This is a genomic window from Campylobacter coli, assembly GCA_039516895.1.
Classification (GTDB): domain Bacteria; phylum Campylobacterota; class Campylobacteria; order Campylobacterales; family Campylobacteraceae; genus Campylobacter_D; species Campylobacter_D coli_B.
The window spans coordinates 248,236-274,301 of record CP154437.1 but is presented as its reverse complement, the minus strand read 5'-3'; the positions used below and the strand labels follow the sequence as shown (position 1 = coordinate 274,301).

The following is a 26,066-nucleotide window of genomic DNA, read 5'->3' as shown; positions in this document are numbered from 1 at the left end:
GGTTGAAAATGCAAATAAAAACTCATATAAAAGAAGCTCTAGACAAAGCAGAAGTGATCATTATTACAGCTGGAGCTGGCATGGGAGTAGATAGCGGTTTGCCTGATTTTAGAGGAAAAGATGGCTTTTGGAGAGCCTATCCGTATTTGTAAAACTAGGTATAGATTTTGAACGCATAGCCAATCTTAAAAATTTTTATGCAAACCCACAACTTGCTTAGGCTTTTTATGGACATAGGTTTAAGCTTTATAAAGATACTAAACCACACAAGGGCTATGAGATACTTTTAAAACCTGTAAAAAGCAAGCAAGATTATTATGTTGTTACGACTAATGTGGACGGGCATTTTAAAAAAGCTGGTTTTAATGAAAATAAAATTGATGAATTTCATGGAAGTATAAATTATCTACAATGTTTTAATTATGCGTGCAGTGATTTAATCTGGCAAATACAAGAAGAATTACCCATAGATATGGAGGAATTTAAAGCTTTATCTTTGCCAAAATGTCCTAGATGTCAAGGCTTAGCAAGACCAAATATCTTGATGTTTAATGATGGCACATTTAATGATAGTCGTTATTTTTTACAAAAACAAAATTATAAAAATTGGCTTAAGCCTCTAGAAGATAAAAATATCTTACTTATAGAGCTTGGCGCTGGCAAAGCTATACCTAGTATGCGTATGTTTGGCGAGGATTTTTGTAAAAAAAGTAAAACTAGAACACTTTTAAGGATTAATCCAAATGAGTGTAATTTTCCAAAGTTTTTTAAAAATGGTATAGGACTTAAAATAAAAGCTTTAGAAGCTTTGGAAATGATAGCTTGATATAATAAGCTTAAATTTTAAAAAGGTTATAAATGAGCGAAAAAAGTAGTAGAGTAAAATCATGCGTGGTAAGCTTGAAAGAGTTGGTGTGCGGTAAAATAGTTGATCAAAATGATCAAAAATCAGAGATATTTTCAAAAGATAGGTTTTCATTAAACATACCTGATTATCAACGCCCTTATACTTGGGGGATAGAGCAAGTTAAAATTCTTTTAAAAGATATAAGCGAACAAGTGAACAAAAACGATCAAAAATATCTTTTAGGAAGTTTGATATTGCATAAAAATAATGAAAATAAATTTAACATAGTAGATGGTCAACAACGCCTTACCACCTTGGCTTTGATTTTAAAAGTTTTATGCGGAAGCAATCAAGAAAGATGCAATGAATACAAAATGGGTAATTTTTTAGGCGAGATTAAATATTCTCATAATGAGTCAAAATATCATATCAAAGAAAATTACGAGTATATAAAAACTTATTTTGAAAGCTATAATGAAAAATATAAGTTTTTAACATATCTTTTAGACAATATAGAATTTATTTGCGTTTTAGCTCCAAGCGAAGATGATGCGTTTTTGTTTTTTGATAGTGCAAATTCAAAAGGCAAAGCTTTAAAATCTTATGATCTTATAAAGGCTTTTCATTTACATTCTTTAAAGAAAAGACAAAAAAATTATGCAATGTTTTTTGAAAATCTTGCAAAAGATGAAAAGAAAATCACTATTTTATTTGATGAGCTTTTAGCACCTGCTAGAGCATGGTTAAAGCACAAAAGCATTAATGCTAATAAGATTGAAGCATATGATGAATTTTGTAAAGAATTTTTTAGTGATAAATTTCTTTATAGTAGGGAAAATTTAGGAATTTTAAATAGCTTTGCTAATGGAGATGATTTTTTTAAGTATTTATATAAATATAATAAGTATTTTAATAAAGCTATAAAACAAAATCAAATCTATGAAAGTTTAAATATTGATACTTTTTTATATTGCAGATCTATTTATATAATTGCTTCGATGATTTATTTTTCTAAATTTCCAAATGGCAATAGTGACTATTTTTTGCTTTTACTTGCAAGAGCTGCTTTTGGTCCGAGATTTTATAATGTAAATATCACTAGAAGTATTCAAAGAGATTATGCTTTGGAATTTTTAAAGATTGTGTATTTTGTATCTTTTGAAGAGGAGTTAAAGCAAAATCTACTTGATTTTATCCAAGAAAAAATAATTTTAGAAAAAGAATTCTATGAAAAGAATGAGAATATGCTTGACAAAGCAAAAAGAATGTATTATTTGAATATTATTGAAGATAAATATAAAGAAAAAAATATTCCATTGCATTATGTGAAATATGAAGAGGATAAAGGAGTAAACAATGAATAATAAAGTAGAAATTAAAAGTATCAGCAATAAAGAAAAGTATATTGTTGCAAAAGATATCTTTTTTGAAATTCCGCCTTATCAAAGACTGTATGAGTGGAATAAAGAACAAATACAAACTTTACTAAATGATATAAAAACTAAATTTGAAGAAAATAAGAATGAAGAATACTTTATCGGTAATGTAGTAGTAAGTAAAAAAAATAATAAAAATAATCAACAAGATGTTAAATATCTACTCATAGATGGCCAACAACGCTTAACAACTTTATTTTTGATAGGATTTTATCTTTCTTATAAAATAAAAAATCCAAATAATGACTCAAATTGGAAAGAATTTATCATGCAAGGTGATAAACTTAGAATTTCTATGCCTATAAGAGAAAACGAAGAAGAAGTTTTAAAAAGATTTGCTAGATTTTGCAATGAAAGTAAAAGCAATGAAAAAAATAATTTATTTGTACGAGAGATTAAGAAATTTCCACAAGATATATGTCAAAACATATCTCAAGCTTTAGAAACTATAGCAAATTGGTTTGAAGAAAATGCTAAAGATGATATTGCAAATTTTTCTAATTTTATTTATAACAATGTAAAATTTGTTTTTGTAGAATTAGCTCAAAATACCGACTTAAATCGCTTTTTTATCCGTATGAATAACCGCGGCAAACAGCTAGAAAAACATGAAATTTTAAAAGCAAGATTGCTTAAAAATATCAGTGATGAAGAAAGAATTCTTTATGCTCATATATGGGATATTTGCTCGCAAATGGATAATTATATCTTTCAAAAAGCTAGCGATAGAAAGATTTCTAAATTAAATGAAAGCAATGAAAATACCATAGATACAATAGATACCATTATAAATAGATCACTTGGTAAACCAAATCAAGATGAAGAAAAACAAGAAAAATTCAAATCTATAGTAGATTTTCCTACTTTTTTATTGCATGTTTATAAAATTTGTAATAAACAAGATATTACTATAGATAAAAATAAGCTTTTAGAGATTATAAAAATAGAAGATAGTCAAAAAGAAAAAAAAGCTAAAGATTTTATCGAAAATCTTTTAAAATATAGAATTTTATTTGATTATTTTATTGTTAAAGGTAAAGATGATAAGGAAAATTCTTATAAGATTAGAAGATTAGATGAAGAAGGTAAAAAATTCAGTAAAGATTTTGATGATCTTGCCATGGTGCAAAACTATCTACGCGTAGCAAGAATTGGTCTATACAATAATTACCATCACTGGCTCACTCCATTTTTGAAATTTATAAACAATGATAAACTAAAAATTTCATATGAGAGAGTTAATAACGAAGACAAACCTGAGGAATTACAAATAAAAATAGGTGATTATAATATCACTACGGATTTTCAATGTTTTTTAAATAAATTAAATTTAAATGAAAAAGGATTAATTAATTTCCTAGAAAATTTAGATACAGCTTTAGCAAAAGAGCAAGCAAGTGCAGAAGAAATTAAAAAAGACTTGCTAGGCATTTCCAATGATATTCTGGATCAATTAAAAATTAAAAATGATCAAATAGATGCTGAAAATATATTTTTTATTGAAGATGAAAATGGTATTTCAGTGCTAGATCAAGGAACCGCGACTCCGCATTATTGGTTTTATCGTTTAGAGTATTATTTATGGAAGTATTCAAAAATAAAATATTATTTAGATGGGAAAAATTTAAAAGAAATAAAATTAAAAGATAAAAATTTTGGCGATATTGCTAACAATTTCTATTTTAGAAATTTAAATTCCATAGAGCATGTGCAAGCACAGAGTAAAGCAAATGAGAAAGATTGGGATGATAAAAATATAGATAATTTTGGAAATTTAGCTCTTATTAGCCCTAGTTTTAATTCATCTTTAAGCAATCTAGACACACAAGATAAATATTTATATATAAATAAAGATAATAATATTATATCTTTAAAACTTTGGCTAATTTATGCTTTAAGTGAGAAAAATCAGCTAAATTGGACTTTTAATAAAGCACAAGAACACAGAAGACAAATGTTAGAAATCTTAAAAAAATCTTTTAACAATGAGCATGATAAAGCTTAAAGCTTTATCTTTTCATAAATTTAGCAGCCTTATTTTTGCTTTTTATCTTGCAAAAATACTCTTTTAATAAGATACCTTTAAAATCTTATCGTTGTTATAGCTTAGATTGGCTTTTCATAGACGCTTTTAATCCATAAATTTCCGATACAATTTCACTTTACAAAGAAAGATGATGAGAAAAGCTAAGATTGTGATTGATGGTAATCTTGAGAAAGTTGGTGCGCGGTAAAATAGCTAATCAAAAATTTTATCGATATAATGGACATTAAAAGTCTATTTTACTATTGTATAATTTTACAAACACCAAAAAAGGGATAAAATGATTTTAGCAGTTGATATCATACAAGAATACAGAGAAAAAATTCGAAATAAAATACAAAAAGAAAAATTAGATGAAAAATTATAAAGGATATCATTAAAAGAATTTATTTAAAAAAATATCGATATTCTTTAAAAGCAAACGAAATTTTAAAAAGGAAGTCAATGAAAACTTATAATATTTTGTTAGAAAAATGGATGGATTTTCACAAAAATCAATGCAAAGAATTTATTCACCATGAGGTTTTTAATAATCACAATATCAAAGAAGCCTTAAAAGAAAATAAAAATTATCATTGTGAGATAAAAGCTATAGATGAGGAAATTAAACTAAATTCTGAAGCCAAAATTCATATTTTAAGCTTTAAGCTTAGCGATGATAAAAAACTAAAGTTTATTAAGCAAATTTTAGCCGATGATGCAGATATTTATTATGATATCTTTTATACAAATGAAAAAAATACATATGAAGTTCTAAAAATCGAATTTTAATCCATAGTTTAAACTATGGATTAAATATCTTCGAAAACACACTTTCAATAAGATATTTTCCAAAATACTAGTATATTTATATTTAAAAATTAGATAGAATTGATTATATTTTTTGAATTAAAATCTCATTGTTTTTTACAAGGATTATTATATCTTTATTTACTACAAGAATTTTTTCATATAAAAAATCAACAATCACTCTTCCATTTTTATCCAAAAGACCTGATTTTTTATCAAGTTTAGCTATAGCCAAACCCTTATAAAAATCCTCGACCTCATCATACTTAGCTTCTATAACCCAATTTTCATTTTTATCTATGAATCCGTATTTTTTATTTATCCTAGCCAAAGCCAAGCCTTCATGAAAACAACCCAAAATATTTTCTTTAGATAACAACAAACATAAACCGCGCTTTGAACCAAACATTACCATTTCATCATCTTTATCATCGATAAAATCATATTTAGCTTTTATGATGATTTTTCCTTTTTTATCTACAAATCCCCATTTATCATTTAAACAAACAGCGGCTACATTTTCTTTAAAATTCTTTATAGCTTCAAATTTAGCTTGGATTACAAAATTTCCTTTTTTATCTATAAAACCCCATTTGTTATCGATTCTAACCCCTGCTAGACTTTGAGAGAAATCCTTAACTTCATCATATTTCATAGCTATTGCTATCTTTCCTTTTTTATCTATAAAACCCCATTTATCATTTAAACAAACAGCGGCTACATTTTCTTTAAAATTCTTTATAGCTTCAAATTTAGCTTGGATTACAAAATTTCCTTTTTTATCTATAACTCCAAATTTACCATTAAATTTAACTATGGTTAAACCTTGTGAAAAATCATTAACCCAATCAAATTTAGCATCTATAATTAATTTTCCACTTATATTTGCAAATCCCATTTTTTTATCGACCATAACAGCGATTAAACCCTCATGGAAGTTTCTATGATCCAAACCATAGGGAAAATTTATTTTTACAATATTTGCGTTTTTATCTATAAAACTATTTTTATCGGTATTATTTAATCTTAACAAGCCATCGCAAAAACTACTACCGATACTCCCGTCCAATTCTTTTATAAATTTATTCTCTAAATTAAATAAAATTGTTTTAAAAACAAATTGTTCATATTGGCTATCACTTAATTTCAAATTTATATAAAATATTTCTCTTTCTTTCAATACACCAAAATTAAGAAAATCCATATCAATATTTTTATCTAATTTTATACTTATTTGATTCATATATTGTAGTTTTAAGTTATATTATATATACCGATTAAAAAACAAAATCTAATCCATAGTTAAACTATGGATTAACTCGCTATTTCTTCTAAATGCTTTAAGATTTTTACCATTGCCAAGGTATCAAGTTTACAATACTCTAACAAAGCTTGGCGATAGGCTTTTTTATCATCTTCACTCATATTTTGCATAGCTTCAAAACTTTGCATAGCTTCGCTTCCATTATGGATTAAATTCAAATCTTTATAGGCTTGTTCCATATCAGGAATTAAAGCAGGCAAAACTTTTTTTATAGAATAACTCCCTTGCATTTTATAATGATAGTAATCTTTATTTTGAAAAGGAATCATAAGATCCTTGATATTTTTTTCTATATTTAGCAAATGCTCGCTAAATTCAGGAAAAACAAGTGCTAAATTTTTTATCACACCTCTTTCAAAGCTAGCATTATAAGCAAGTACGCAAGCATCTTTTGGTATATCGTTGATCAAATTTTTTGCAAGTTCATATCTTGGATCAACGCCGCATTCACTTAAAAATTCTTTATGTTCTAATTTATCTTTATAATCTATATGCAAAGAGTATTGAAAAGGAATTTGCATATAAGGCTTTACACCTTTAAATTCAGGCACAGCTTGCATAAATGTTTCAAAGTCTAAATGATATATAGGATAAGTTAGAGTATTTAAAAACTCTTTGATTTTTTCCTTATTGATATAAATTTCTTTATTGAGTGAAGCTTGAATTTGAATTTGTTGATTTTTATTAAAGACAGATAGATCTTTTATATCTTTAAAACTGATTATATTTTTATAATAAAACTCGAATTTTTTATTAGAATTTAATCTTGAAATATTAAAAATACTATCCTTTTCACATAAATTTCTTTGTTTAATCCAACAATACTCATACCCATCACACTCATAAGGATCAAAACAATGTGTTCCTATATCTATGTTTGGTTCTTCTTTTTTGTTTAAAATATCTTCAAAATATTTTAAATTTTCTTTAACTTGCTCTTGTTTTTGAATAATTTCATCTGTTATGTCGTTTACCTTAAAAAGTTGATTTATATCAAGAAAATCATCTCTGTAATATTCACTATTTAAATGTATCAGATTAACTTGCTTGATTTTATAACCCAAATTTGATAAAACATAATACTGCAAAGAACAATCATCTATATAAACATCTTTTAAGGAAGTGGAACTTTTAACTTCATTGATAATAAATCCTTCTTTGGCATTTTGCAAAATATCTACCATAATCAAAATACCATCATAACAAAAAGTAGCTTCGTAAATGACTTCTTGGTTATTTTCTAGCAATTGTTTGGTTTGCTCACATTTTTCATCAAAAGTACTGCCTTCAAATTCTATTTTTACTCCATTTGGAAAAAGCTCACAGGCTAACTCCCCTACTTTATCACCTGCACTAAATCTAGCCAAGGTATTTTCATCAGGCATACTTAAAACATCTTTTTTATAAGTTTGCAACCAAAGTGATTTGGCACATTGCGTGCCTCTTGTGTATTTTGATTTTGAAAAAAAACATTATTTACCTTTCTTTGTATTTAATTTAATTTTTAACCTATTTTTATTTAAAAACAGTCTATTTAGCTATTTTTAAAAGACTTATCTTTAATTAAGTTATAGATCAATGTGCTTGAGATAGCAAAATGCACTAGTGAATTTTGCTTATCTTCTTTTCTTTCAGCTACCGTTTTACCTTCGCCCTTTTTTATAGCTCCAAAAAGACTAAGCCCAAACCACAATCCCAATATGATTTTTAAAGGTAATATTAAAATTACCAATAAAGGATTATAACGATTATCTTTGAGTGTTATATATGCAATGTATGATAAAACACTCATCCATATAAAAACCATGATACCTAGCGTTATTAAAGTAATACTTCTTTCTACTTGTAAAAAAAACATAGCAAGAAAAATTATCCAAACTATAGGTAGCGCAGCAAATAATGCAACACACAAACTTACATCTAAAAGATTTCTATACACTACAATCCTACCCTTGATACCATAAACCACAAGCACTATTGCAATGACTATGTAAACAATAGCTGCTATGATAATCGCTACATTAGTATGATTTTTAGAAGTGCTGTGAGTTGTGTTATTATCTATGGTTTTTTCTACTGCTATATCTTGCTGTGGTATAGCAGAGATTGGTTTGGCACCTATAAGATTGAACACATACATACCAACATCATAAGCATTAAAATTCTTTTTTTCATTTTTTCCTTTGTTTTTATTTTTATTTGATAATTGTATTTTATATTTATGGACTATATATGTCCATTTTATATTTTTGATTTCAATATAGTTGAAAATAAAAAATAAGCTATAATTTCAAAAAATTAAAATTAAGGAAAATAATGAGTGATTTAGAAAATAGTTTAAAGGGTTTTAAAGATAAAAATTTTGGTTATTATTTTGGTAAAGATAAAAAATGTTATATTTATCATACTAAATTTGGCAGAGAAAGAAGTATCGAGATTAATAAAAATACCGAAGGTTTTAAATTTGTTAATTTAAATGAAGATATTCAAGAAAACTTTAAAAGTTTTGATAACTACACAAAATTTATAGATGAGCATAAAGATAAAAACTTTAAAACTCTAGAAGAAATTTTTAAAGAGTATAAGAATTTTATATATATTTGTAATAATATAAATTTTGATATTTTAAAAAGTGCTTTTAAGGAATATTTACAATATTATAGCGATAAAGCTACTATCCATGTTAAATTTAATGAAGAAACTATCAATTCTAAAAAGGGGATTAAGGAAAAATTTGAAGAAATTAAAAAAATTGATGAAAACAACTCGCAAGAATGGATAAAAAAATTTAAAGAATTTTGGAAAAAAGAAAATATATATAGCGCTCAACAACAAGCTAATGCTTCAAATTTACTAAACAAAAAAAATCCCGAAGAATTACGCGCTGATCTTGATAAGATATCTAAAGTAGAATCATTAGAAGACTTATTAAATCTTGATATCACAGGCATGAAAGCCTCTGCTAGAGAGTTAGCATACTTATTAAATTTTGAAAATGATGATTTTCCATTAGTAAACGATGCTATGGCAAAGACTGCTGGATATATCTTTGAAATGCTAAATGAAAATACTTCAAATAATAAATTTGATTTTGCTTTAGACAAACTTGAAATAAAAGAAATAAAAGAAAAAATTGAACGTCTTCCAAAGTATTACATCCTAGATCAATTTTTAAATTTGATCGATAAGATAAAAAAGTCCGATTTAGCTTTAATTACAAAAGATAAACTACAAGATGGTGATATAAAAAATACAAAAAATGTAACTGAAAGTGTATATTATAAACTTTATCAAGCAGCTTATGATTTTGCAAATTTATGTGGCAAAGCAGATATAAAAAGCAATGATTTAGAAGGTTTTAAAGAGCTTTTAAAAACACATAAAAATATCATTTTTCATGGAATTCCTGGAACTGGAAAAACCTATACTATAGTAAATAATATAAAAAACATCATTAAAAATGAAAATCAAATGCTCATTACTCAATTTCACCCAAGTTTTTCCTATGAGGATTTTATAGAGGGTATTAAACCTGCAGGGATTGAAAATGGACAATTAAAACTTAAGCTTAAAAATGGAATTTTTAGAGAATTTTGCGATAAAGCAAAAGAAGAAGAAGAAAAGTTTTTGGGCGAGCTAGAAAAAGGAAATTTTAATGAAGCTTTAAGCGATTATGGGTATTTTTTCATAGCTGATGAGATTAACCGTGCGGAATTATCTAGAGTTTTTGGAGAATTACTTTATGCACTTGAGTATAGAGGAGAAAAAGGCAAGATAAAAACACAATATGCCTTTATGAGAAATGATGAGGATTTTTATGTGCCTGAAAATGTATTTTTCTTAGGGACTATGAATGATTTAGATAAAAGCATAGATAGTTTTGACTTAGCGCTTAGAAGACGCTTTATATGGCAAGAAATGACATGTGATTATGATGTAATAAAAAATGAAATTTATGCAAAAAATATCGAAGAATACGCACAAGCCTGCAAAAAATTAAACGATAAAATTAAAGATATAGGTGAAAAATATCAACTTGGGCATTCTTATTTTCTAAAAATTGAATTTAAAGATGATGAGATTAAAAATAACGATATGAAAAAACTTTTTAGCAACCGTTTTGAGGCGCTTTTAAAAGAGTATTTAAGAAGTGAATATAGCGAAAAAGACATACAAGAACACTTGGATGATTTAAAAAAACTTTTTGTTATAGAAAAACCCAAAGAAACAAAAACAAATGAAAAAAACCACAATAATAAAAACGACTGATAATAGCTGTATAGAAATAGATCAAAAATCTTCAAAAATACAAGATTTTGATCTGTATTTTGAAGATTTTATAAAAAATGGAAATTTCTTTTCTTTTTTCAATGATGATGAAAAAATTTTAAGCAAAAATGCTAAAAATCCCATCATATCGGTAAGAACAATTGATAAAGACAAAAAGCAAATTACTAGTGGAAATTATATAGGAAAAATTTTTTATGATAATTTGGAAGTTGAGATAAATTCTCGATTTGGCAAGAAGTTCTTAGAAAGAATGCTAAATTTTGCTAATGATGTATTTGTCGATGATGTGAGTATTTATCAAGATGTGAAAAATGAAAGCAATATAAGCGAGTTTATACTTTTTTACATCTTTGTGCAAAAACTTGAAAAAAGTTTTTTGATAGGTTTGCCTAAAAACTATCAAAGTAAAAAATACAACGACTTGCGTTTTAAAGGAAATATCGATATGGTTGAATTTATAAAACACAATATCCCTTTAAAAGCAAAGGTTGCTACAAAAACAAGAGAGCAAATAGAAGATGTGCATATCATAAATGTGCTTTACAAGGCTTTACAAGTCATAGAAAAGAAAAATTCAAGCTTTTTGAAAAATGTAAAGCATATAAAAACCTATTTAGTGCAAAATAAAAGCGAGCATTGCTTTATAAAAGAAAGTTTAAATAAAGCCTTTTCTAGTAAAGCCTTGAGAAATCAAAACTATCAAAACTACAAAGAGCTTTTAAAATATGCAAAAATGATCATAGAAAGCGAAAATTTCACTAGCAAAAATAAAAATGATCAAAAAAGCTATAGTTTTATCATCAATATAGCAGAACTTTTTGAAATTTATATAAGCAAGCTTTTAAGAAATAATTTCGAAGAATACATGCTTGATTCTCCAAAACTTGAAATTTATAAAAATAGCTTTTATAAACGCTATATAATACCCGATATTGTTTTATCTAAAGATGATAATTATATAGTCTTTGATACTAAATATAAAAAAATGACAATGGAAGGTAAAAGCCAAAATGGCATGGGAGATTTAGACAGAAATGACTTGTTTCAAATTCATACCTATATGGGATATTATCAAAAGATAGGCAAAGTACTTTTAGGCGGGCTTTTGTATCCTATGCAAAATTTTAACGAAGAAAAATGCCATAGTGAAAATTCTATCCTTTCAGATGAGTATCAATTTATAGTTGATGGAATTTTCCTTGAAGATGATCAAAATTCAGATAAAGAAATCACTCTTGAGTATATCATCCAAAAAGAAGAGCAATTTATAAAAAGGATAAAAAAGCTACTAAAATAATCTTTTAGTAGCTTATAAAAGAAATTTTTCTTTCTGTATCCTCATGAGTGATAGAGTCTATTTCTAGTTTATAGGGTTTAAAATTTTTCGTGCCAATGTTTGCAAATAAGATATCTAAACTCACATCTAAAAGCTTCTTTAAGCCTTTTGAAAAATCATAATCCTTTAAATAAAAATTATTTTTTATCAAATTTTCATTTTGTTTTAAAATTTCTAGCAATTCTTGTTCTTTTATGCAAAACAATCCTTCTATAAGTATATTTTGATAAGGTGAAATATTATTAATGTTTAATACTTTTTCATCTATCCAACCCTTTTTAGGAAAAGCATATGCACTTGCAAGATGATAAAGCTTATTCTTAGTATCTGCTTCTTTTGATTTATAGTGTATTTTTGTATTATGTTTTATAAAATCAACAACACAAAAATATTTAAAATCACCATAAGTTTGACTTAAGAAATTTTCAAAAGATATAAGCTTGCTTTGAACATTTATATCCAAAAAATGTCCATTTTCTAAATGATAACTTTGGCTTAGCAATTGTACATTTTTAATGCTTTGAATTCGTGCTTGAAATTTTAGCCCCTTATCACTATTTTCATATAATACCTGAATATCTTCTTTTGCTTTAACATCATTAAATCCGAACACAAAGCTTTTGTGTCCTGTTCCTTGAAGTGCTATATTCATAAATTTATCCTTTTTATATAAATCCCATATTGATTTCATTATCATTTGATTTTAACTTTGACTCATTTTCTAATTTTTGCAAGCAAATCTTCAGCAATGTGAGTTAGGATATGTTTCATGGTATTAAACATTTTTAATCCTTTATGAGTCATTTACAAGAATGATAACTAAAAAATATAGACATTAATAGTCCATATTTTTGTAGTATAATTTCAAAAATCATTCCAAAGGTTTAAAAATGCAAGATTTCATTGAAGAGTTATTAAAAGTTAGCGAAACATTTAAAAACAATGCTAAAAAAGGTATGAGCGATATCAATATTTTTGAGGCTTTGGGTGTTGAGCATAAGGAAAATTATCATTCTAAATTTATAGCTTATTTAATCAATCCACATGCTGATCATTACCAAGAACTTTTCGCAAATGAGTTTTTAAAAAAGCTCGGAGAAAGCGTACAGGCTAGCAATTTCAAAGAACTTACAGTTCAAGATATAGAAAGTGTAGAAACAGAAGCTTGCGTGAAAGATAATAGAAGGATCGATATACTCATAAGTTTAAAAGACAAAAGATATATCATCATAGAAAACAAACTTTATGCAAAAGATCAAAAAAATCAACTCAAAGACTATATAAACCATTTGAAAAATAAAATAAAAAGCATAGATAATTTTCATGAAAATATACTTACTATTTATTTACATATGGATGAAAATGCAGAGCCTAGTCAGATCAGCTTAGGCGCAAAAAATGGGTTTAAGATACAAAATAACTTTATACACGATAGCAGCAATAAAACAATGAGTTATTATTTTAAAATGGATTATAAGTGGATTAAAGAATGGATAAATTTATGTATCAGCACTTGCAAAGATAAATTTGAAAAAAATGAGATTGAAGAAGATTTTAAAGAAGATATGGAAAATGTGATTTTTACCCTAAACCAATACAAAACTCTTTTAAAATGGTATCTTACAGAAGAATTTGAAGCTAAAGATGATGTATTAAGATTCTTAAAAGAAAATTTAGAAAAAACTATGACTTTATACAAATACACAAAAAACAAAAATGATTTTAAAGATATAGAATATGATAAATACAAAAAAGCAAAAGATATCGTAAAAGATAAATGGGATGAGCTATGTAAAGAACTAGTAAGCGAATTCTTTCATGAATTAAAAGAAAAATTTGAAAAAGCACAATCCATAAACAAGCATGGACAATGGCTTGGATGTGAACTTGATGAAAATAGATTTAATTATGATTGGTTTGATTTTTATCCTGAAATTTATAAAGGTGAGGATGATGTACGGCCAAGTATAGGTGTTTATTTTGGAAAAAGCAAGTATAATCATTTTGGGTTAACCTTTAAAATAAACTATCTTGAAGGGGATGAGAAGTATAAACAATATATAAATTGTTTTCAAGAATTAACTGGAAAAAATACTGACAATATCTGCAGACATAACGAGCATTATTATTGTGATAAATTTGAGAATTTTAGTAATTCAAAAGAAGAATATGCTTTTATATATTGGCTAATAAATAATCATGGTGATTGGACAGCAGAATTTTCCAAAATTTTAGAAGAATTTCTAAACAAGGAAACTATAAAAAGCGCTTTAGAAGAAATCAATGAAATTTTAAAACCGAGCAAATAGGCAATTTATTTGCTTATTTGCTCAAGATAATCCTTAACCACTTCTTTGACTTTATCCGCTATAAAATCAGGCTCCAAAACCTTTATATAAGGTATATAATAATACACCAAAGGTAAAATTTCCATTTCATGATTGATTTCAAGTTCTATTTCTATAGAGCCATCTTTATCTTTACCGGTGATAATTTGTGAATTTAAAGGTTTTCTTTCAAAATATTTTCTCACAGGCTCTTCCACCAAAAGCCTTACTACAAAAGGCTTATCAAGACTAAACCATATAGAATTAACCTTTCGAAGTCTTGCTTCTAAAATTTCATCAGTTTGAAAAGATTCTTGAGTTAAGGTGATATTTTGTATATTTTTCAAATAAAATTTTTTAAAAATATCTCTTTTTTTCATATCAAAGGCAAGCAAATACCAAAATCCACTAAAAAAAGCAAGCTTTAAAGGCTTTACTTGAAAAAGCTTATTTTCATATTTAAAAACAATTTGCGTTTTGGTGCTAATAGCTTGTTCAAGAATTTGAAAATGATTCAAGTCTTTTTCTTCTAATTTTTCAGCATCTAAGCTAGTATGAATAGGATTAGAAATATTTTGAGAAAATCGAGAAAGCAAAGGATGAGCCTTAGCGTAAAAACTACTTCCAGCACTTTTTGCCATAGTATCAAGCACTTCAAGGATGATTTTATCATCTTGTTTTTGTGTATCTTTACTTGTATCAATGTACCATTTTTTACCATTTTTAACAAGTCCCATAGGCTCTAAAATCTCTTGCATATCTCTTTTTATGGTTTTAGTGCTTACATTAAGTTCTTGAGCTAATTCTTTTATCGTGATCCCGTTTTCGGATTTGACTAATCTATCGTATAAAATTTCAAGGCGTGTTAGTTTAGAATTGGCAATATATTTTTTAAAATCTTTCAAAGTTTTTCTCTACAATTTTTAAAATATTAACAAAAATTATTTTATAAATAAAGCCAAAGTAAGACAATAAGAATGTTTACTCTTGTTTTTACTAGTTTTAATCCATTCTTTTAAATATATAAGAAAGAAAAATTTACAACAATATTTTGATATTAAGAATATTTATTGCGGTTAAATTAAGATAATAGAGAAAATAAGAAATTTTATTTTAAATCATAAAGGGGCAAAAAGCCCCTTGAAATTACATTTGGCAAGTATTTTGCAAAGCTGAAGAAAGCATCCAAAGGCTTTTTTCGTATTTTGCTATATTTTCTTGAGCAAAAGCAGCTGTAGTAGTATCGCTAGCTTTTTCAGCTTCCTCGTTTAATTTTTTAAATTCTGCCAAAAGGTATTCATAATCTTTTTTGATCAACTCCATCACTTCAACTGGAGTGAAACAATCTTTTTCTACTTTTGGGCTTTTTGCATTTTCCATTAAAGTTTTTTGGCAGGTGATAGCTTTTTCACCAAGTTGTAAAGCTCTTTCTGCACAATCATCAAAAAGTTCTGCCATTTCTTCATAAGCTTTTTCAGTGTGCTCATGAATTGAATAAAACTGTAAACCTTTAACATTCCAATGATAATTGTGAAATTTAACCCATAAATGATGAGCATCTGCTTGCATTTGTAATAATTGTTTTGTTACTGACATGTTAACTCCTTTTTTTAATTTTTAAAATTATAACAAAAAATTCTTAAATAATAATTATTATTAGTTAAAAATTTTTATTATTAATTTTACTTATTTCTATTATACTCTTTTTATTTAAAATTTACTATGATTTTAAAATATTTTTTAAAATCAACTTCCCAACCTCAACCCCAGGCTGATCATAAGTATTAATTCCTAGCATTACCCCACAAGCCGAAGTAAAAAGCTCATAATAATACATCAAATATCCCGCATGCCACGCATCTAATTTTTCAAGTTCTATTATATCGACACTCAAATTTTCAGCGATCAAAGCATGCATTGTCGCATCGCATTGAGCATTTAAAAGATCGTGCAAATTGACTTTATTGCTCAAATCATCTAAAAATTTAAAATGGATATCGGGTATAACCGGAGCCTTTTGGCTATCTTTGATTTTTAAAAAAGTAATAGTTTTGTTTTTTGGCCCATCCATAATGAGTTGTAAAAAGCTGTGCTGATCCCTTGCTCCTATAAGAGCGATAGGGGTTAAACCTATGCGTTTATAGCCTTGTTTTTTACCCAAACTTTCAGCAATAAGCTGGATATACCATTCATTAAAACCCTTAAAAGCATCGCTGTAAGAAAAAAGTACATTGATATTTGCACTTTTGTGAGTACAATAATGATAAGCCTTTTGTAAAATCTCATCTTTTTTATGTATGAAAAAATCCTCAAAGCACGCTTTAGCTCCTTCTAAAAGAGCTTTAGCATTATAACCACAAAAACAAAGTGGCACTATACCCACAGCTGAAAGTATGCTAAAACGCCCTCCTACATTTGCAGGGATAAAAAAGCATTTAATGCCTAAATTTTCACCCTCTTTATGCAGTTTAGAATCCTTATCTGTGATGAAAACAAAGTATTTTTTTAACTCTTGCATATCAAGCTTAAAATGTTCAATAAGAAGCTTAAAAAGCGATACTACTTCTATGGTACTACCTGTTTTACTGATGATTAAAAACAAACTTTCTTCAAGCTTGATTTTTTCTAAAGTCTTATTAAAAGAATGCGAACTGGTATTATCAAGTATAAAAAGTTCTCTTTGATTACTTTTTTCATCAAAAAGCATATCACGCAGAGCTTTAACGCCACAACTTGAGCCACCCATACCCACTAAAACGATATTTTTTATATGTTCTTTATCTTGAATGAAATTTAAGCTTTCATCTATTAAAGTTAAACTTGTATCGATAAGATGATAATACCCTACATCTCCACTTTCTACTTCATCATTGATACGATTTGCATAAGAACTTATAGCGTGAATTTCACTTTTTTTAAAAAAAAGAGTATTATTTAACATTTACTTTTCTCATAAAAATAATTTGTCGCCTCTACAAAACCCTCTACGCTTCCGCAATCAAAGCGTTTTCCTTTAAATTTATAAGCTAAAACCATACCATTGGTTGCTTGGGTTAAAAGCGCATCTGTGAGTTGAATTTCTCCATTTTTTCCCGCTTTAGTATTTTCTAAAATTCCAAAAATATCAGGGGTTAAAATATATCTTCCTATGATAGCAAGATTACTTGGAGCTTCTTGAGGAGATGGTTTTTCTATCATTGAATTTACCATGATTAAATCCTCTTCTACAAAATTTCCTGCAATCACTCCATAACTTGATACTTGCTCTTTTGGAACTTCCATAACAGCTATAATAGTACAACGATATTTTTCATAAATTTTAACCATTTGTGCCATTACATTAACACCTTCTTCATTGATGCACAAATCATCAGCCAAAATCACACCAAAGGCTTCATCTCCTGCTAAAGGCTTGCCCTTTAATACCGCATCGCCAAGCCCGCGCATTTCATTTTGTCTTGTAAAAGTAAAAGTACAACGATGGATTAAAGAGCGGATATCTTTTAACAAATACTCTTTATTTGTACCCGAAATTTGATGCTCAAGCTCATAAGAAATATCAAAATAATCCTCCAAAGCTCTTTTTCCACGACCTGTAACAAAACCCATATTATCCATACCTGCTTCTAAAGCCTCGTCCACTCCATAATGAATCAAAGGTTTGGTAAGTATAGGCAACATCTCTTTAGGTAAAGCTTTGGTTGCGGGTAGAAACCTAGTCCCATATCCTGCTGCAGGAAAAATACAAGTTTGAAGCATAATTATCCTTTATTTGTTTTTGGTATTATAACCAAAAACTACAATTTTTAAATAAATCAAAACTAAGTTTAACGTGTATTTAAAAATAAGGCAAAGGATTTTTTGCCTTATTGAATTCCTGTTTTAGCTGCATCAATAATGCTTTGAACCACCCCTGAATCCTCAAGAGTTGAAATATCTTGTTTTAATTCCTCGCCCCTTGCTATGGTTCTTAAAATTCTTCTCATGATCTTACCACTTCTTGTTTTAGGCAAGCCTGTAGTATAAAGAATTTTTTCAATCTTAGCTATAGGCCCAATCTCTGCTCTTAAGATATCATTTAATTCTTTTAAGGTTTCTATAGCCCCTCCTAAATCACAACTTGAAGTTGGATTTAAAACCACAAAGGCAAACAAAGACTCACCCTTAATCGCATCAAGCACACTTACAACTGCTGATTCTGCCACACTTGGATGTTTAGCGATAGCACTTTCTATTTCAGCTGTTCCTATGCGGTGCCCAGCAACATTTACCACATCATCAGTTCTTCCTGTGATAGTAATATAGCCATTATCATCATAAAAAGCCCCATCTCCACTAAAATAAACCGGCTTTCCTTCTTTTTTTGCTTGCGAAAAATAGCTTTCTATATAGCGGTTTTCATCTCCCCAAATTCCACGAATCATTGAAGGCCAAGGCTTGGTAATACAAAGTAAACCATCTTCGGCTACATCTTTTACATTGCCCTCCTCATCGATAACCTCGGCAAAAATTCCTGGCAAAGGCAAGGTAGCACAACCTGGTTTTAAAGGAGTAGCTCCAGGTAAAGGTGTTATCATATGCCCTCCTGTTTCAGTTTGCCACCAAGTATCAACGATGGAGCATTTTGAATTTCCTATATTTTCATAAAACCACTGCCAAGCGCTAGGATTGATAGGCTCTCCAACAGTTCCAAGCACTTCAAGAGTGTTTAAATCATATTTTTTAGGCTCATCAGGAGCATCTGCATGAAGCATTCTTATAGCAGTAGGCGAAGTATAAAATTTGCTCACTTGATACTCTTCTATCATTCTCCACCAACGTCCTGAATTTGGATAAGTAGGCGTTCCTTCATGCATAATAGTAGTCGCTCCACATGCTAAAGGGCCATAAACAACATAAGTATGCCCTGTGATCCAACCCACATCCGCACTACACCAATAATTATCATAATCTTTTATATCAAATACCCATTCCATAGTCATTTGCGCCCAAAGTATATAACCTGCACTTGCATGCATTACTCCTTTTGGCTTACCTGTAGAACCTGAAGTATAAAGTAAAAATAACAAATCTTCACTATCCATAATTTCGGGCTCGCATTTATAAGATTCATTTTTTACTAGCTCATTATAGACATAATCTCTTCCTTTTATGTATTCTATAGGCTCATTATTGCGTATAACTATAAGCACTTTTTCTACACTTTCACAACCCTCACTTAAAGCCTTATCAACAGCAGGTTTTAACATATAAGGCTTGCCACGACGAAAAGCCCCATCGGCAGTAACTACAAGTTTGGCCCCTGCATCTATGATTCTATCTCTTAAAGCTTCAGGTGAAAAGCCTCCAAATACCACACTATGGATAGCTCCAATTCTTGCACAAGCTAGCATGATAATAGCTGTTTCTGGAATCATAGGCATATAAATTATAACTCTATCGCCTTTTTTAACACCAAAGCGTTTAAGCAAATTTGCTGCTTTACAAACTTCATGCAATAATCTACGATAAGTATAAACCTCATAATCACCCATTTCTCCTTCAAAAACAATAGCTGCTTTGTTGCGTCTTGTTTTCATATGGCGATCTAAACACTGATAGCTTACATTTAAAGTTCCACCCTCAAACCATTTATAAAATGGAGCTTTATCATCATTTAAAACACGAGAAAAAGGCGAAAACCAATCAATTTTTTCAAGAGCTTGTCTTTTCCAAAAGCCTTCGAAATCTTCCCTTACCTCGTCGCATAAATCATAATATTCACATAAATTTTTTATTCTTGCATTGCGAGAAAGTTGTTTGTTAGGTTTAAAAAGTCCTTGAGTATTTTGATAACGCATGAACACTCCTTCTTTAAGTTATTTATAAACATTATATAAGACTTTTTTTGTGTTTTATACAAATTTAAAAATAATTAATGAAGAAAATTACAAAAATGTGAATATTTGTAATAAATTAAAGAAAACATTTCTAAATTATGTTAATTTAAGAAACAAATAGCCTCTTCATCAAAAACCAAGCAAAGCTCTTGATACAAGCTTAGTTTTTCTTGTTTAAATCGCTTTGATTCTAGAGCAAATTCTAAAATTTTGCTCCCGCATTCTACTCTGATAAAAACAAATTCTTTTCTTGTTCTAAGTGCTATGATGATACATTTTTGAAGTATAAAATCAAATGTTTGTTTGGAAAAATCATCAGGATATAAAAAAGAAATTTTATAAGGATCGATAGCTATTTTGTTTGAAATTTCATCTTTGCAAATATAGTTTTTACACATACTAAAATCTACAAAATTACTAAAATTCACACCTTTATTTTCAAGTTCAAAAATATTTGTATTTTCAAATTCTAAAATTTCTCCTGCGTGTAAATAATACTTTTTTTGTGCCAAAGAGTCTAAGAAATTTTTATCATGACTAGCAATTAAAAAACCGCTTTTATATGTCTTTTGCATATATAAAATAGCTTTTTTAAACAATATCATCGTATCTTTATCCAAAAAAGCACTCGGCTCATCAAGCAAATAATACTTAGCTCTAGCACTTAAAGCCAAAGCAAATGCTATCTTTTGCCCTTGCCCAGATGAAAGCTCGCTAGGATATTTTTTTAACAAACTTCTATCAATTTCAAGCAAATTTAAAACCTCTTCAAGGCGTTTTTTAATTTCTTTGCTGTCTAATTTATAAGTTTTTAACAAAAAATAAAAATTTTTTTCTATACTGCGATTTAAAAAAACAGGCTCGGGAAATAGTAAGTAAATTTGGCGTTTTTCATCTGAATTTAAATGCTTATTTCCAAAATAAGTGATATTATCAAATTCTCCTTCAAGAAATTTCAGCACTCTTAAAAGTGTAGATTTTCCGCTTCCATTTGAACCCATTAAAATACTGATTTTATCAGTATCTAAACATAAGTGTTTAATATTTAAAATATTTTTTTGTCCATAATTAAATTTAAAATTACAAAGTTCTATCATCTAATATCTTTTGAGTTTATGTATAATAAAATTTAAAATAAAAGCGATGAAAATCAACACTAAAGCAAGAGCGATACCGCTAGCAAATTCGCCTTTGTTGGTTTCAAGAGAAATGGCTGTGGTGATGGTTCTTGTGTCGTATTTGATATTTCCACCCACTATCATCGCTACTCCGACTTCAGCAACTATCCTACCATAAGCTAAGGCTACAACGCTTACAAGAGCGAAGCGCAATTCATAAATGATAGTCATTACAAGTTTTAAAGGACTTAAATGTAAAGATTTGATAAGTAAAAAATGCTTTTTATTCATATTTTCTATCAAATTAGAAAAAAGTGCGATAACGATAGGAAGCGCTAAAACAAATTGCCCTAAAATCAATGCTTTTACAGTAAAAAGCAAGCCTAAATCCCCCAAGGGGCCCCTGCTTGAAATCAAAGCATAAAGTATAAGCCCAACCGCGACCGTAGGAAAAGAAAGGCTGGTATCGACTATAAGTTTTATAAAACGCTTCATTTTAAATTCAAAAAAACCTAAAGCAAAACCCAAAGGAAACCCTACAATCAAGGATAAAACGATGGAAATGCTGGAGCTAAAAAGTGTTGTTTTGATTGCAGAAATAACACTTTCATCAGCATTAAAAAGTAAAAATAGAGCTTGGGCAAAGCCTTCTAAGATATAATCCAAAAAGTTTCCTTATTTTAAATAAGTAATTTTAGCATAATTATGCTAAAATATTTTTTTAAGTAAAATTTTAACTAGGAGGCAAAATGAAAAAAATTATTTCTTTAGCTCTTGCTTTAGCCCTAAGCGCAAGCGCAGCAGAACTTAGAATGGCAACTACAACAAGCACCGATAATACAGGGCTTTTAGATGCTTTAAAACCACTCTATGAAAAAGAAAGTGGCAATACCTTAAAATGGGTTGCAGTAGGAACGGGTGCAGCTTTAAAAATGGGCGAAGATTGCAATGCTGATGTGCTTTTTGTGCATTCTCCAAAAGCGGAAAAAGACTTTGTAAGTAAAGGTTTTGGTGTAGATAGAACGCCTGTAATGTATAATGATTTTATCATTATCGCGGATAAATCTTTAGCTCCTAAATTTAAAGATAAGAATTTAAAAGAAAGCTTAGAGCTTATCAAAAATGAAAAACTTACTTTCATTTCAAGAGGCGATAAATCAGGCACTGATAACAAAGAAAAAGCTCTTTGGAAAGATCTTGGCGGCGTGCCTGAAAAAGAAAGCTGGTATCAACAAAGCGGACAAGGAATGCTAGCAAGTATCAAAATCGCAGAAGAAAAAAAGGGTGTGATCTTAACTGATCGTGGCACTTATATCAAATACGAAGCTAATGAAAAAGGCAATCCTAATTTAGTGATCGTAAATGAAGGCGATGACAATCTTAAAAATTTCTACTCTATAATCGCTACAAATCCAAAACATTGTAAAAATGTAAATTACACAGAGGCTAGCAAATTTATCAAATGGGTAACAAGCGATAAGACTTTAAATTTCATAAGTGAATTTAAACTTCTTAACAAACCTTTATTTATAGTGGATGCAAAAACAAGAAAAGATTAACTTCAAGCAAGGAATTTCCTTGCTTAAAAACTCATTTTATCTTTTTTCATTTTAAATACAGCGATGATGAAAAAGATGATACAAAGTATATCTGCATAAAACATAAAAGCTAAGATGTTTTTAGAATATGATTTAAAGTCAAATTCAAAAAAATAAATGATATTAAAAATTTCAGGTAATGTGGATGCGATAAAAGATAAAGAGGCTATTTTAAAAAGATTAATATGAATTATCTTGCTTAGTTTTAATAAAAATAAAACAACAAAAATGCATTTTATAGGAGCTATAATACCCTAAGAATACTAAAATCATCGCCGATAGGAACAAAAAAATACAAGGAAAATAAATCTATGATTAAAGCAAAAATAAAAACCGCATAAATAGAAAAAAATCCTAACACAAAATACAAAGTTAAAATCCATTTTTTTGTATTCTTGCAAAATAAAATCGTAGCTATAAAACCCAAAATCAACGAAATAGCCGTCACCAAAATTTGAGCAGTAGAATAAATTTCAAAAAAACTTTCATCTTTAAAATAAAATTCCAAGAGAAAGCTTCCTAAATATAGCACCAAAATTAAAATTCCTGCACTTATAAAAAGTGTTTTTACAAGATTAAATTGCCTTTATAAGTTTTATATGGTTCTAAAATTTGAGGAATTTCATTAGATAATTCTTCTAATTCTATCCAAGCCATAACAAAAAAATCATAGCGATAACACAAAACACCAAACCTATGATTATAGGCGCAAACAAAATTCCTATAAAAAAATACCAAAAAGCATTAATAAAGTATTTTTGTTTACTTACTCTAGCTAATTCATAATAAAAATTTTTAAGTGGTAAAAAAATGATACATATAAAAGTATAAAAATAAGCCAACTGAAATAAAACATTGGCTAGTTTTTTTTCTGATCTAAAAAAATAATGTTCTTCTATGGATTGAAAATTTTAAAAAAATCCTATGGATAATACAATATTGACAAAAAAACAATAAAAATATTCACAAATTTACTAATTTCATATTTATTACAATTTGTAATAAAGTTTATATTTTTTGTAAAATTTGCATTTTTTAAAAGGATATCATTCTTAGCCTAATTAAAAAAAAGATACAATAAAAGTTAAGATTATATTAAACAAATAAGGTAAAAAATGTTTAAGGTAGATTTAAATAGTGATCTAGGAGAAAGCTTTGGCGCCTATAAAATGGGTATGGATGAAGAAATTTTAAAATTTGTTAGCTCTGCAAATGTCGCTTGTGGATTTCATGCAGGCGATCCTTGCGTGATGGATAAAACCTTAAATTTAGCCAAGCAAAATAATGTTTGTATAGGAGCACACCCATCTTACCCTGATCTTTTGGGTTTTGGAAGACGCAATATGCAAGTAAGCTTTGAAGAAGCTAAAAATTATGCTTTATATCAATTGGGAGCTTTATTTGCTTTTGCCAAAGCAAAAGGTATGAAAATACAACATTTTAAAGCCCATGGTGCACTTTATAATATGGCTGCAATAGATGAAAATCTAGCTCTAGCACTTTGCGAAGCAGTGGCTAGTTTTGATGATGGTATTATTTTCTTAGGACTTAGTAATTCTGCTATGAATGAAGCTGCAAAGAAAAAAGGTCTAAAATACGCAAACGAAGTCTTTGCCGATCGTGCTTATAATGATGATGGTACTTTGGTTTCAAGAAAACTTGAAGGTGCGGTAATCACAGATGAAGATTTAGCGATAAAACGCGTGATAAAAATGATAAAAGAAAGCAAGGTTACAAGCATAAATGGCAAAGAAGTTGATTTAAAAGCTGATAGTATTTGCGTGCATGGAGATGGCATAAAAGCATTAGAATTTGTTAAAAAAATCAAAGAAAATTTAACAAAAGAACAAATTCAAATAAAAGCCTTAAATGATTTTATAAATTAAAAACTATAAGAAAGGATAAAAATGATAAACAAAACCGCTCTTTTGGGCGCTGCTTTTTTGATGGCAACCTCTGCCATTGGCCCTGGATTTTTAACCCAAACAGCAACATTTACAGGAAGCTTGTTGGCTAGTTTTGGTTTTGTGATACTTGTTTCTATTATTTTGGATATAGGAGCACAACTTAATATTTGGCGCATTATAGGGATAAGCGGAAAAAGAGGAACTGAAGTAGCCAATATGGTTTTACCTAATTTGGGCTATTTTGTAGCTTTTTTAATTGCACTAGGTGGCTTTTTCTTTAATATAGGAAACATAGCAGGAGCTGGACTTGGATTAAATATAGTATTAGGCATTAGCGTAGAAAACGCAGCAATTATTAGCGCCATTATTGCTATTGGTATTTTTATCTTTAAAAAAGCTGGGGAATTGATGGATAAATTCATCGTTTTAGCAGGTTTTGTGATGATTATCCTTACTGCTTATGTAGCCTTTGCTTCAAAACCTCCTATTGGCGAAGCTCTTTTTAGAACATTCATGCCTACACAAATTGATGTTATTTCTATAGTAACCTTAGTAGGCGGAACGGTAGGTGGATACATAGTATTTTCGGGCGCGCACAGACTTATAGATGCAAAGCTTTATGGAAAAGAAAATTTAAACTATATTAATAAAGCCGCAGTAAGCGGAATCATTATCACAGGAATCATGCGTGTGATTTTATTTTTAGCAGTTTTAGGGGTAGTTAGCTCTGGTTTCATACTGGATAAAGAAAATCCTGCTGGTTCGGTATTTCATCATGCTTTAGGAGATTTGGGCTTAAAAATCTTTGGCATAGTGCTCTTTTTAGCTGCTATTTCATCAGTTATTGGAGCTGCTTACACTTCTGTATCTTTTATAAGATCTTTTCATCCTTGGATTGAAAAATATAACCGCTTTGTGGTAATTTTTTTCATTATTGTTTCAACTTTAGTTTTTTATATACTTGGAAAATCTCCTGCAAGTATATTAATCATCGTTGGAACAATCAATGGTTGGATTTTGCCTATTACCCTATTTATAATGATAATTGCAGCACATAAAAAAAGCATAGTTGGAGACTATAAGCATCCCAAATGGATGAGTGCTTTTGGACTTTTGATCGTGGCTTTAATGTCTTATTTATCTATACTTTCTATGATAAAGTTAATATAAA

At 28.5% G+C, this 26,066-nt stretch carries 23 protein-coding genes; 11 read left to right on the top strand and 12 right to left on the bottom strand.

What is annotated here, in order from left to right; genetic code table 11:
• Positions 1 to 8 precede the first annotated feature (8 nt).
• The 5 genes from AAID94_01275 to AAID94_01255 all read left to right on the top strand — a co-directional run bounded on the left by AAID94_01275 (position 9) and on the right by AAID94_01255 (position 5,098).
• Positions 9 to 152 carry a Sir2 family NAD-dependent protein deacetylase gene (locus tag AAID94_01275; GenBank protein XAK24181.1) on the top strand — a complete coding sequence of 48 codons (144 nt, stop codon included), beginning with the start codon at positions 9 to 11 and terminating at the stop codon, positions 150 to 152.
• Between the two features lie 128 nt (positions 153 to 280).
• Positions 281 to 826 carry a Sir2 family NAD-dependent protein deacetylase gene (locus AAID94_01270; GenBank protein XAK24757.1) on the top strand — a complete coding sequence of 182 codons (546 nt, stop codon included), beginning with the start codon at positions 281 to 283 and terminating at the stop codon, positions 824 to 826.
• A gap of 32 nt (positions 827 to 858) precedes the next feature.
• On the top strand, positions 859 to 2,211 hold the full coding sequence (locus AAID94_01265) for a DUF262 domain-containing protein (GenBank protein XAK24180.1): 1,353 nt from the start codon (positions 859 to 861) through the stop codon (positions 2,209 to 2,211).
• Entirely contained in the window at positions 2,204 to 4,288 is a 2,085-nt protein-coding gene (locus tag AAID94_01260) for a DUF262 domain-containing protein (GenBank protein XAK24179.1), read from the top strand. Before AAID94_01265 ends, AAID94_01260 begins: the two co-directional genes overlap by 8 nt.
• A 483-nt stretch (positions 4,289 to 4,771) precedes the next feature.
• Complete coding sequence (locus AAID94_01255; protein ID XAK24178.1) at positions 4,772 to 5,098, top strand: hypothetical protein; 327 nt, start codon at positions 4,772 to 4,774, stop codon at positions 5,096 to 5,098.
• Between the two features lie 103 nt (positions 5,099 to 5,201).
• On the opposite strand, the gene AAID94_01250 is transcribed toward AAID94_01255, so the two are convergent.
• From AAID94_01250 to AAID94_01240, 3 genes are all read right to left on the bottom strand, one after another.
• Positions 5,202 to 6,320, bottom strand: a complete 1,119-nt coding sequence (locus tag AAID94_01250; GenBank protein ID XAK24177.1) for a WG repeat-containing protein — start codon at positions 6,318 to 6,320, stop codon at positions 5,202 to 5,204.
• 110 nt (positions 6,321 to 6,430) lie between these two features.
• On the bottom strand, positions 6,431 to 7,687 hold the full coding sequence (locus tag AAID94_01245; protein ID XAK24756.1) for a DUF2779 domain-containing protein: 1,257 nt from the start codon (positions 7,685 to 7,687) through the stop codon (positions 6,431 to 6,433).
• A gap of 287 nt (positions 7,688 to 7,974) precedes the next feature.
• Positions 7,975 to 8,580, bottom strand: a complete 606-nt coding sequence (locus AAID94_01240; GenBank protein ID XAK24176.1) for a hypothetical protein — start codon at positions 8,578 to 8,580, stop codon at positions 7,975 to 7,977.
• Between the two features lie 176 nt (positions 8,581 to 8,756).
• Between AAID94_01240 and AAID94_01235 the strand changes: the two genes are divergently transcribed.
• Both AAID94_01235 and AAID94_01230 read left to right on the top strand, forming a co-directional pair.
• On the top strand, positions 8,757 to 10,709 hold the full coding sequence (locus AAID94_01235; GenBank protein ID XAK24175.1) for an AAA family ATPase: 1,953 nt from the start codon (positions 8,757 to 8,759) through the stop codon (positions 10,707 to 10,709).
• The gene (locus tag AAID94_01230; GenBank protein ID XAK24174.1) at positions 10,678 to 12,027 is read left to right on the top strand and encodes a hypothetical protein; all 1,350 of its coding nucleotides are present in this window, start codon (positions 10,678 to 10,680) and stop codon (positions 12,025 to 12,027) included. The genes AAID94_01235 and AAID94_01230 overlap by 32 nt, the downstream gene beginning before the upstream one ends.
• Positions 12,028 to 12,031: 4 nt before the next feature.
• Here AAID94_01230 and AAID94_01225 read toward each other — a convergent pair whose 3' ends face one another.
• The gene (locus tag AAID94_01225; GenBank protein XAK24173.1) at positions 12,032 to 12,718 is read right to left on the bottom strand and encodes a hypothetical protein; all 687 of its coding nucleotides are present in this window, start codon (positions 12,716 to 12,718) and stop codon (positions 12,032 to 12,034) included.
• 238 nt (positions 12,719 to 12,956) lie between these two features.
• On the opposite strand from AAID94_01225, the gene AAID94_01220 reads away from it, so the two are divergent.
• Positions 12,957 to 14,375 carry a PD-(D/E)XK nuclease family protein gene (locus AAID94_01220; GenBank protein ID XAK24172.1) on the top strand — a complete coding sequence of 473 codons (1,419 nt, stop codon included), beginning with the start codon at positions 12,957 to 12,959 and terminating at the stop codon, positions 14,373 to 14,375.
• 5 nt (positions 14,376 to 14,380) lie between these two features.
• On the opposite strand, the gene AAID94_01215 is transcribed toward AAID94_01220, so the two are convergent.
• From AAID94_01215 to tupB, 7 genes are all read right to left on the bottom strand, one after another.
• Positions 14,381 to 15,298 (bottom strand): transcriptional regulator, encoded by a 918-nt coding sequence (locus AAID94_01215; GenBank protein XAK24171.1) that lies wholly within the window; start codon positions 15,296 to 15,298, stop codon positions 14,381 to 14,383.
• A gap of 241 nt (positions 15,299 to 15,539) precedes the next feature.
• The gene (locus AAID94_01210; protein ID XAK24170.1) at positions 15,540 to 15,989 is read right to left on the bottom strand and encodes a Dps family protein; all 450 of its coding nucleotides are present in this window, start codon (positions 15,987 to 15,989) and stop codon (positions 15,540 to 15,542) included.
• A 124-nt stretch (positions 15,990 to 16,113) separates the two neighbouring features.
• Entirely contained in the window at positions 16,114 to 17,334 is a 1,221-nt protein-coding gene (locus tag AAID94_01205) for a glucose-6-phosphate isomerase (protein ID XAK24169.1), read from the bottom strand.
• Positions 17,328 to 18,152, bottom strand: a complete 825-nt coding sequence (galU, locus tag AAID94_01200) for a UTP--glucose-1-phosphate uridylyltransferase GalU (GenBank protein ID XAK24168.1) — start codon at positions 18,150 to 18,152, stop codon at positions 17,328 to 17,330. The genes AAID94_01205 and galU overlap by 7 nt, the downstream gene beginning before the upstream one ends.
• Positions 18,153 to 18,259: 107 nt before the next feature.
• The gene (acs, locus tag AAID94_01195; GenBank protein ID XAK24167.1) at positions 18,260 to 20,233 is read right to left on the bottom strand and encodes an acetate--CoA ligase; all 1,974 of its coding nucleotides are present in this window, start codon (positions 20,231 to 20,233) and stop codon (positions 18,260 to 18,262) included.
• A gap of 140 nt (positions 20,234 to 20,373) precedes the next feature.
• Positions 20,374 to 21,369: a tungstate ABC transporter ATP-binding protein TupC gene (gene tupC, locus AAID94_01190; GenBank protein ID XAK24166.1), complete on the bottom strand. Its 996-nt coding sequence runs from the start codon at positions 21,367 to 21,369 to the stop codon at positions 20,374 to 20,376.
• On the bottom strand, positions 21,370 to 22,056 hold the full coding sequence (gene tupB, locus AAID94_01185; GenBank protein ID XAK24165.1) for a tungstate ABC transporter permease TupB: 687 nt from the start codon (positions 22,054 to 22,056) through the stop codon (positions 21,370 to 21,372).
• An 83-nt stretch (positions 22,057 to 22,139) separates the two neighbouring features.
• Between tupB and tupA the strand changes: the two genes are divergently transcribed.
• Positions 22,140 to 22,949, top strand: a complete 810-nt coding sequence (gene tupA, locus AAID94_01180; GenBank protein ID XAK24164.1) for a tungstate ABC transporter substrate-binding protein TupA — start codon at positions 22,140 to 22,142, stop codon at positions 22,947 to 22,949.
• A 283-nt stretch (positions 22,950 to 23,232) separates the two neighbouring features.
• Here tupA and AAID94_01175 read toward each other — a convergent pair whose 3' ends face one another.
• Positions 23,233 to 23,496: a hypothetical protein gene (locus tag AAID94_01175; GenBank protein ID XAK24163.1), complete on the bottom strand. Its 264-nt coding sequence runs from the start codon at positions 23,494 to 23,496 to the stop codon at positions 23,233 to 23,235.
• Between the two features lie 607 nt (positions 23,497 to 24,103).
• Between AAID94_01175 and AAID94_01170 the strand changes: the two genes are divergently transcribed.
• Positions 24,104 to 24,874, top strand: a complete 771-nt coding sequence (locus tag AAID94_01170; GenBank protein XAK24162.1) for a 5-oxoprolinase subunit PxpA — start codon at positions 24,104 to 24,106, stop codon at positions 24,872 to 24,874.
• Between the two features lie 21 nt (positions 24,875 to 24,895).
• Positions 24,896 to 26,065 (top strand): NRAMP family divalent metal transporter, encoded by a 1,170-nt coding sequence (locus AAID94_01165; protein ID XAK24161.1) that lies wholly within the window; start codon positions 24,896 to 24,898, stop codon positions 26,063 to 26,065.
• The last annotated feature ends 1 nt before the right edge of the window (position 26,066 follow it).